The organism is Oribacterium sp. (assembly GCF_057249185.1).
On sequence record NZ_DBHIGR010000145.1, the window covers coordinates 1 to 5,820 of the forward strand.

At 42.7% G+C, this 5,820-nt stretch carries 8 protein-coding genes; 6 read left to right on the forward strand and 2 right to left on the reverse strand.

The features are described from left to right. Positions 1–251 precede the first annotated feature (251 nt). The 5 genes from ACO4PX_RS08090 (at position 252) to ACO4PX_RS08110 (ending at position 3,438) form a co-directional block, all read left to right on the forward strand. Entirely contained in the window at positions 252–887 is a 636-nt protein-coding gene (locus ACO4PX_RS08090; RefSeq protein WP_455016133.1) for a methylated-DNA--[protein]-cysteine S-methyltransferase, read from the forward strand. 71 nt (positions 888–958) lie between these two features. Continuing rightward, a complete protein-coding gene (dinB, locus tag ACO4PX_RS08095) occupies positions 959–2,215 on the forward strand; it encodes a DNA polymerase IV (RefSeq protein ID WP_314670929.1) in 1,257 nt (418 codons plus the stop codon). 31 nt (positions 2,216–2,246) lie between these two features. Next, a complete protein-coding gene (locus tag ACO4PX_RS08100; RefSeq protein WP_485572225.1) occupies positions 2,247–2,525 on the forward strand; it encodes a type II toxin-antitoxin system RelE/ParE family toxin in 279 nt (92 codons plus the stop codon). Further along, complete coding sequence (locus ACO4PX_RS08105; RefSeq protein WP_314670925.1) at positions 2,491–2,850, forward strand: HigA family addiction module antitoxin; 360 nt, start codon at positions 2,491–2,493, stop codon at positions 2,848–2,850. The genes ACO4PX_RS08100 and ACO4PX_RS08105 overlap by 35 nt, the downstream gene beginning before the upstream one ends. Positions 2,851–2,865: 15 nt before the next feature. Next, entirely contained in the window at positions 2,866–3,438 is a 573-nt protein-coding gene (locus ACO4PX_RS08110) for an HD domain-containing protein (RefSeq protein ID WP_314670923.1), read from the forward strand. A 16-nt stretch (positions 3,439–3,454) separates the two neighbouring features. Here ACO4PX_RS08110 and ACO4PX_RS08115 read toward each other — a convergent pair whose 3' ends face one another. Together ACO4PX_RS08115 and ACO4PX_RS08120 are read right to left on the reverse strand one after the other, a co-directional pair. Continuing rightward, positions 3,455–3,790 (reverse strand): type II toxin-antitoxin system RelE/ParE family toxin, encoded by a 336-nt coding sequence (locus ACO4PX_RS08115; protein ID WP_315365938.1) that lies wholly within the window; start codon positions 3,788–3,790, stop codon positions 3,455–3,457. Next, the gene (locus ACO4PX_RS08120; protein WP_315365937.1) at positions 3,780–4,037 is read right to left on the reverse strand and encodes a type II toxin-antitoxin system Phd/YefM family antitoxin; all 258 of its coding nucleotides are present in this window, start codon (positions 4,035–4,037) and stop codon (positions 3,780–3,782) included. The genes ACO4PX_RS08115 and ACO4PX_RS08120 overlap by 11 nt, the downstream gene beginning before the upstream one ends. Positions 4,038–4,402: 365 nt before the next feature. On the opposite strand from ACO4PX_RS08120, the gene ACO4PX_RS08125 reads away from it, so the two are divergent. Beyond that, positions 4,403–5,820: malolactic enzyme (locus ACO4PX_RS08125; RefSeq protein ID WP_485572226.1), on the forward strand; the 1,418-nt coding region annotated here is incomplete at its 3' end.

Genomic DNA, 5,820 nt, shown 5'->3' on the forward strand with positions numbered 1-5,820 from the left:
AGGAGCATTGTCATGAATGCTTTAAGGAAATCTATGAAAGCTGTCGGGATCTTTTACATCGAGTTCCCTATATGGATTTTGTGACGCTGCAAAGAGGAGATTTTGCAAAGGGTGTAAGAACTGAGGCTCCGCTTTATCTAAGGGATTAGGGATTTGCTAAAATAAGAAAAAGTCTTAGAAATACTTTAATACTTTTGGGAAGACTTAACAGCCGAAAGAACGATGGGAAGAATAGGAGTGAATTGTAAAGTATGAAAACCAAAGAAGAAGCCATTCAATTCGGTCTATCCTTTCCGGATAGCTACATAGACCATCCTTTCCGTACAGCGGATTGGGAGCTGATTCGTTTTCAGGAAAATAAAAAAGCTTTTCTGCTTATCTACGAAAGAAATGGTTTAGTGAATCTTAATGTAAAGGTTCATCCGGAATGGAGAGACTTTTGGAGAAGAGTTTATCCTGCGGTACAGCCTGCCTATCACCAGAATAAAGAGCATTGGAACAGCATTATTTTAGACGGCAGTATTCCGGAGGAAGAGCTGAAAAGAATGATATCAGAAAGCTATGCTCTTATTTCCGATTCCCCCACAAAACGAATTTACGAGGCAGTGAAGAAGATTCCTAAAGGCAGGGTGGCTACCTATGCGGAAGTTGCGGAGATGGCCGGAAATAAAAAGATGTCTCGTGCCGTGGGAAATGCTTTACATAAGAATCCGGATCCGGAGAATATTCCTTGTTTTCGGGTTGTGAATTCCAAGGGAGAATTAGCGCCTGCCTTTGCCTTTGGGGGTGAAGATGAGCAGAGAAAACGCCTTGAGGAAGACGGGGTGGAAGTGAAGGACGGAAAAGTGGATTTGAAGAAGTTTGGCATAGGAAAAGTTAAAGTGTAAATAAAGATAGAAACGAAAACAGAGAAGTAAATGGAGTATCCTTTTTCAGTAGAAGGAAAGATATATCGGAAATGCAGGAATTATCACAAACTGAATATCAAGAAAATCAAATTATCCTTCATGTGGATATGGACGCCTTTTACGCCTCCGTGGAGATGCGAGATAATCCTGATTTGAAAGATAAACCTTTGATTATCGGCGCAAAACCTACGGAGCGGGGAGTGGTGGCGACTTGCAATTATGAAGCAAGACGCTACGGTGTGCGTTCCGCCATGAACAGTAAGGAAGCCTTTCGGCTTTGCCCGAAGGCTGTTTTTCTGTATCCGGATTTTGAGAAGTATAAGGCCGTGTCAGAGGAGCTCCATGAAATTTTGGAAAGCTATACCAAGCAGGTAGAATACATTGCCCTCGACGAGGGTTATCTGGATTTAACAGAGGTGGCCAAGGATTTTTCCGAAGCGGAAAAAATCGGGCGGGAAATCCAAAGGAGGGTAAAGGAAGAGTTGAAGCTCACCTGCTCAGTAGGGATTGCTTATGGGAAAACGGCGGCAAAGACTGCCAGTGAAGAGAAAAAACCCAACGGTTTCTTTATGATTCAAAGAAGAGAAGACTATGTAGAGCTTTTGCGAGACAGAGACGTACGGTCACTTTTTACGGTAGGAGAGAAAACAGCGGAAAAGCTCTATTCCTTTGGAATTTATACCGTGAAAGATTTACAGGAAAAAGAAAAGGAAGTTCTTCGCCTTCTAGGGAATCAGGGGAAAATGCTCTTGGAGCTTTCCTACGGCATCGACCATCGGAGGGTAGTGCCCTATCGTCCGGAGGACACCCAAAGCATCAGTAAAGAAATGACTTTTCAGGAGGATGTGACAGACTATTTCTTTTTGGATGATGTGCTGTTTCTTTTATCCTTTCGAGTAGAGAGTAGGGCGAAGCGCTACGGGCTCTATGCAAGAGGCGTTTCTTTGAAAATCACATTTGCAGATATGAAAACCATTACCCGTTCTGCCCTCATTTCCGAAAGTACCCAAAGCGCATTCTCCTTATATAAAAATGCCTCTGCTCTCTTGCGGCAGATTCCCAAGCGAAGGGTGCGATTAATCGGGGAAGGCTTTTACCATTTAGAGGAAAATGAGGGAAGACAGCTTAGCTTTGCCGATATTTTCACGGAAGAAAAAGAACGGGAAGAAAGAGAAATGGAAGAGCGATGGAAGCAACTGGAGGCTCGCTATGGCACCATTTTTGAGGATAGAAAAACCACGATTCTTTCCGGAGAGAGGGTGTACGATTTGATAGAGGAGATGCGAAAGTTCGGAGGAAAAGATTGACATTTGTAACGCGGGAGGTTACGATAAAGCTATGATTAAATCATTTGCTCATAAAGGATTACAAGAATTCTTTGAAGCTGGAAGTAAGAAGGGAATTCAAGCAGAACATAGTGCAAAGTTGGCAAGAATTTTAGACAGGCTGGATGCCAGTAAATGTGCACGAGACATGGATTTACCGGGATATAGACTGCACCCATTGAAGGGGAATATGCAGGATTTATGGTCTGTAACTGTAAATGGAAATTGGAGAGTGACATTTTACTTTGAGGAGCAGGATGCTTTTTTGGTGGATTATCAAGACTACCATTAGGAGAAAGAAGGAGAAGACCATGAAGAGAAAACCTACACATCCGGGAAATGTATTTCTTGAGGATGTTCTGAAACCATTAAACCTATCTATTACAGAAGCCGCAAGAATGTTGGGAATAAGCAGAAAGGCACTTTCCGAGTTTGTACATGAGAAGGTCTCCTTGAGTCCGGAAATGGCGATTCGAATCAGTCGTGCAACCGGGACTTCTGTAGAAAGCTGGATGAATATGCAACAAAAGCTTACCATCTGGGAAGCAGAGCAGAATATAGTGAATAATGTTATTATGTTTCCCGGCTTGTCTATGGATAGTACAATGGCGTTATAGAGGAATATATCGTTTATGGAAAAAACTAGAATAGAAAGAGCAATAGAGTACATCACAAAGTTATTTCAGGGAAATGGGGATGGGCATGACCTTTCCCACAGTTTGCGAGTACATAAAAATGCGATGTCGATTGCTAAAGCGGAAGGACAGGGAGAAGCGGAAATGATTGCTCTTTCTGCCCTTCTGCATGACTGCGATGATCATAAGCTTTTCGATACGGAAAATAATGCCAATGCCAGAAGATTTTTGGAGCAGGAGAAACTTCCTGCAGGAGTAATTGAGGAGATTTGCAAGAACATTAATTCCGTTTCCTTTAGCAAAAACAGGGGAAAAGCTCCGGAGACGATAGAGGGAAAAATTGTACAGGATGCAGACCGACTGGAAGCTATAGGTGCTGTCGGTATTGCCCGCTGCTTTCAGTTTGGTGGAAGCCACGGAAGAAGCTTGGAGAATTCCATTGAGCATTTTTATGATAAGCTTTTACTCATTTCCAAGGAGTTGAACACCCCTTCTGCACGAAAAATGGCAGAGAAAAGGGATAAATTGATGCAGGACTTTCTGAAGGAGTGGGGAGAAGAGATGAATTAAATTACTAAGGAGATTACTAATAATTATTTATCTCTCTTACCAGTTCATCTAAGCTTCTCCGGCCATAAAGAATGCGAAGGATATAGATTATTTTTTCCCTCGTGTCAGGAAGGTAGTATAGGATATAATTTCCCACAAGAGATTTTCTTACTTCCCTATCCGGGAGAAATTCATTTTCTACAATCCTTCCAATCTTAGGGATAGCACATATGGAATCTATTACTGTTTGTAAATCCTTTAAGAAGCCTGATGCGGCATCAGGATTGGAAAGCTCTATAGAAATATAGGATAGAATTTCATCCAGGTCTGCTTCTGCCTTTTTGGAAAAGCGATACTGAAATCTAGAGTTCATATTTCCCCTTTAACTTACGAATGATATCGGCTCCGTCTTTAGTATTACCCTCTTCTAAATCCTTTAGCCCCTCTATAACAGCTTTTGCTTCATACATCTTTTGCATGGTTTTCTCATAATACTCGATATCCATCACCACAAGACGCCCGTAACCATTCTTGGTAACATAAACAGGACCCTGTTCTTTAATGCAGTGCTTTTCTACCTCTACCGTATTTTTTAAATCTCGCATAGGAATAATTTTCATAGATATGCCCTCCCAAATTATGCCCATATTATAGCTTGAATTTAGTCACATTGCAATTTCATATATTTTATAGCTTGTCTTCTTAGAGTGAAATTTTAGTTGGCAAAAAAATACTAAGGTCAGGAGCTGTATGATAGAGTTGCCAATGATTATTTGACAGTAATGAAACTTCACCGCATAGAAACAAGTGTTTAGTCTTGTTGCTTTGTAATTGTGTTCATTCTGTTAAGTGTGTAGATTCTGTTAAACTTTTTATGATGTTGTTGAATATTATTTATACCGATGTTAGATTGTGCGTACATCGGATGGCTGGACCATCTTCACAGGGCAGTTTGCTCTTTTCCTTAATGAGTAGGAGGAATCTTATGAAAGCACATGAAATTTTGAACAATCCCTTTTTAAACAAGGGGACGGCATTTACCATGGAGGAACGTGAGAAATTAGGACTGATCGGACTTTTGCCTCCCCACGTGCAGACCATTGAAGAGCAGGCGGCACAGACCTATGCTCAGATGGAAAAGAAGGAAAATGACCTGGAAAAGCGTCTCTTCCTCATGCAGATTTTCAATACCAATCGTACTCTTTTCTACTATCTTTTTTCCAAGCATTTGGCAGAATTTAACCCTATTGTTTATGATCCCACGGTTTCGTTAACCATTGAGGGCTATAGTGATCTTTTTGTGGATCCTCAGTATGCGGCTTATCTGGACATTAACCATCCGGAAAATATTGAAAAGACCTTGAAAAACGCCGCAGGAGACAGGGAAATCCGTCTCATTGTGGTAACCGATGCGGAAGCTATTCTCGGAATAGGGGACTGGGGCACCAATGGTGTGGATATTTCCGTAGGAAAGCTGATGGTATACAGCGGTGCTGCAGGAATTGATCCGTCCTGTGTTCTCCCTCTGGTTATCGATGCCGGTACCAACAGGGAAGAACTACGAAACAATCCCAACTACTTGGGAAATCGTCACGAGCGTGTCAGAGGAGATCGTTACTATGACTTTATTGACCAATTTGTAGAGACTGCTGAGCGTCTTTTCCCCAAACTCTATCTTCACTGGGAGGACTTCGGCCGTGGAAACGCTGCGAATATTCTGGAAAAATATCGTACCAAGATCCCAACCTTTAATGATGATATTCAAGGAACAGGAATCGTAACCTTAGGCGGAGTATTCGGGGCAATGGCCATCAGCGGACAGAAGCTTAGGGATCAGGTTTATCTTTGTTTTGGTGGGGGTACGGCAGGAGCCGGTATTGCCTCCCGCGTACACAGAGAAATGGTGAGAGAGGGCTTATCCGAGGAAGAGGCTTACCAGCGTTTCTTCATGGTGGATAAGCAGGGATTACTCTTTGATGATATGGAGGATTTAACGCCCCAGCAGAAACCCTTTGCGAAAAAACGTTCCGATTTCCCGAATGCAGACAAATTAACGGACTTGGCAGAGGTAGTAAGAACGGTAAAGGCGACGATTCTTGTAGGTACTTCTACGCAGCCAAATACCTTTACTAAGGAAGTTGTGGAAGCGATGTGTCAGAATACTGCGCGCCCCTGCATTTTCCCCTTGTCCAATCCGACAGAACTGGCAGAGGCAACGGCGGAAGACCTGATTACCTGGTCAGACGGAAAGGCCTTCGTGGCAACCGGTATTCCGGCAGACCCTGTTTCTTATAAGGGTGTGGAGTATATCATTGGGCAGGCAAATAACGCCCTGATTTATCCGGGACTGGGCCTTGGGATGCTGGCTTCGGAAGCAAGTCTCTTAACCGATGAAATGATTGC

Bases quoted from the DNA above. Each gene is read 5' to 3' on its own strand.
- ACO4PX_RS08090 (WP_455016133.1), top strand. From the start codon at position 252: ATGAAAACCAAAGAAGAAGCCATTCAATTCGGTCTATCCTTTCCGGAT.
- dinB (WP_314670929.1), top strand. From the start codon at position 959: ATGCAGGAATTATCACAAACTGAATATCAAGAAAATCAAATTATCCTT.
- ACO4PX_RS08100 (WP_485572225.1), top strand. From the start codon at position 2,247: ATGATTAAATCATTTGCTCATAAAGGATTACAAGAATTCTTTGAAGCT.
- ACO4PX_RS08105 (WP_314670925.1), top strand. From the start codon at position 2,491: ATGCTTTTTTGGTGGATTATCAAGACTACCATTAGGAGAAAGAAGGAG.
- ACO4PX_RS08110 (WP_314670923.1), top strand. From the start codon at position 2,866: ATGGAAAAAACTAGAATAGAAAGAGCAATAGAGTACATCACAAAGTTA.
- ACO4PX_RS08115 (WP_315365938.1), bottom strand. From the start codon at position 3,790: ATGAACTCTAGATTTCAGTATCGCTTTTCCAAAAAGGCAGAAGCAGAC.
- ACO4PX_RS08120 (WP_315365937.1), bottom strand. From the start codon at position 4,037: ATGAAAATTATTCCTATGCGAGATTTAAAAAATACGGTAGAGGTAGAA.